The sequence below is a fragment of the Alteromonas sp. AO-Serp genome (assembly GCF_017849675.1).
GTDB lineage: Bacteria > Pseudomonadota > Gammaproteobacteria > Enterobacterales > Alteromonadaceae > Alteromonas > Alteromonas macleodii.
This window is the reverse complement of record NZ_JAFLMX010000249.1, coordinates 1-2,341: the sequence shown is the minus strand read 5'-3', so window position 1 is coordinate 2,341 and position 2,341 is coordinate 1. Positions and strand designations below refer to the sequence as shown.

Here is a 2,341-nt window from a genome sequence, read left to right as displayed (position 1 = left end):
AACAATTGTTCTATCTTCAAGCTGGACGCGATTTAACTGAGTTATTTCGTCTAGATATATTGGTGCCATTTCATTAATCTGATTCACAACATCTTGTAATTGAGCGTCACTTATTTTCATCGATTCTTTCTTCATGAAAGGCTCCCATACCGAATTAGAAATCAATGAAAGACTTCCGATAGTGAGCAGAAAAAAAGCTTCCATTTTTGTTGTCTTGTCCATGTTCACCTTCTGGCAGCTAACTTTTCAATAACGGGCGCAGGCACGTAGGGCAAAATGGCGAAGCCGCCCTGCGTGTATGCGTCCCAGCGAACGAAGTGAGCGGGTTTATTGAGTTGTTAGGTTTGTGGTTAAACATCCTAGTCCTCTGGATACTCTGATAAATAGAGCTCCAGTCCTAAACGAAGCATGATTTCCATGGATTCAATAGACACTTTACCTCCACCACCCAATGCGTCTTCCCTTGGGGAGAAGCCAATATCTGCTGAATACTTACTTGGGGCTAAACTTCTATTTTCTTGCAACCAACTCTCAAACGCTTTCATCTGATCTGGAAGACGCCAGTTGTCTGGTAAAAGCCACGCGATAACTGTGCTTTTACCATTGTCATCTTTGTTTAAATGATCAGATATTTTAATAGGCATGAATGAAAACCTAACACCCTACTAAGGGGCAGTAACACGTAGGCTAAAATTAGGAGCGGAGCGACAGAGCCTACGTATTACTGTCCCAGCGAGAGAAGCGAGAGCCTTGAGTGGTTTGATAATCATTGAGCCTCCTCCCTATCAGCATAAACAGAGTTTATCCTAATAGGCGACCAAACCAAGGGAGAAAACTCAATGAACTTTTATACTAATACACATCCGTACTATTGTGGAATCGATCTTCACACAAGACTGCTCTATGTCTGCATCATTGATAATGAAAACAACATTCTCGTTCACGAAAAAATCGATGATTCACCCGATAAACTGTTAGCGCTTCTAAAACCATATCTAGGCAATATCGTTGTTGGTGTGGAATGTATGCACTGTTGGTATTGGGTGTCTGACTTTTGTGAAGAGCACAATATTGATTTTATTCTTGGCCACGCGCTTTACATGAAAGCGATACATGCCGGTAAAACGAAAAACGATAAAATAGACGCGCTAAAGATAGCGAAGCTAATGCGGGGAGGGAATTTCCCTCTAGCGCATGCTTATTCAAAGGAGCATCGCTCAATTCGTGATGCGCTGCGTCGGCGCACGCACATAATGCGAATGAGTGCCCAGCTGAAAGCGCATGTTGCCAGCACAGTCAGTCAATACAACTTACCCGTATTAGAAACGCGGTTAGATCTAAGAAACTCTCCTGATAGAGAAAAGATGCGCCACTTTTTTCCAGACGAAGCAGTGCAGAAGAGCATGGATTTAAACCTAAACATTATCGAAACCATGGTGAGTGAGCTCTACAAGATTGAACATTATGTAAAGACTCAGGCACAGACACACTGCGCTACAGATTTACATATTCTCAAGTCGTTTCCAGGTATTGGGAAAATTCTAGCCCTCACCATTTTGTATGAAGTTGGTGATATTAAGCGGTTTTCATCAGTTCAAAAGTTTGCCTCGTATTCACGGTTAGTAAAATGCAAAGCTGAGTCGGCCGGTAAAACACACGGTACGCAGGGGAATAAGATTGGCAATGCACATTTGAAATGGGCATTTAGTGAAGCAGCGGTGTTGTACCTTAAAGGTAATGACAACGCCAAACGGTATTTAGCAAAGCTTCAAAAGAGAATGAGCAAGGCGAAGGCTTTATCTGCACTCGCTCACAAAATCGGGCGGTGTACTTATTTTATGTTGAAGAATCAGCAGGTATTCGATGAAGAACGCTTTTTAAACGGGTAAGTCGCACGGTGGCATGAGCTTAAACGTCTAACTGGTTTAATGGTGAGTATCTTTTTTATCGCGCAGTACTCCGCAAAAGCAGCATCGATAAATATACCTGCATGCCAGAACCTGTTGGTTTGATTAGACATGTCACTGTTGCGCATCACTACCTTTTTATGAATTTGCTTACACCTTCACTGAACCTGATACTAACTGGTCAATGCAGCCACTTAGCTTTGAATAGGACAGAGGAAGGTTAACCGATGAATGTCTAGTGCCGTTGCCAGTCAAAAGGAATTGAAAAGAGCAACAACAAGAGCCTCTATATGTGTTTGACGTAGGCGATTTGCCTAACATCAGCCATGACAAACGAAGTAAACGAGTTCTAAAAAGGCAACGGTATTGATCTTGAAATAGTGGTCAAAGGACTATCTTTTTTCATTGACAGCCCGGAGGCTCATATGTGTTAT

Annotated in this window: 2 protein-coding genes; one reads left to right on the top strand and one right to left on the bottom strand. The window is 42.3% G+C overall.

The features are described 5' to 3' along the window. Positions 1-359: 359 nt before the first annotated feature. A complete protein-coding gene (locus QVA83_RS16690; RefSeq protein ID WP_014975558.1) occupies positions 360-644 on the bottom strand; it encodes a hypothetical protein in 285 nt (94 codons plus the stop codon). Positions 645-839: 195 nt separating this feature from the next. On the opposite strand from QVA83_RS16690, the gene QVA83_RS16685 reads away from it, so the two are divergent. Then, positions 840-1,889 (top strand): IS110 family RNA-guided transposase, encoded by a 1,050-nt coding sequence (locus tag QVA83_RS16685; RefSeq protein ID WP_061485967.1) that lies wholly within the window; start codon positions 840-842, stop codon positions 1,887-1,889. Positions 1,890-2,341: the final 452 nt, after the last annotated feature.

What these genes read in the sequence shown, in the direction of transcription:
- QVA83_RS16690 (WP_014975558.1), bottom strand. Translation starts at nt 644, where the DNA reads ATGCCTATTAAAATATCTGATCATTTAAACAAAGATGACAATGGTAAA.
- QVA83_RS16685 (WP_061485967.1), top strand. Translation starts at nt 840, where the DNA reads ATGAACTTTTATACTAATACACATCCGTACTATTGTGGAATCGATCTT.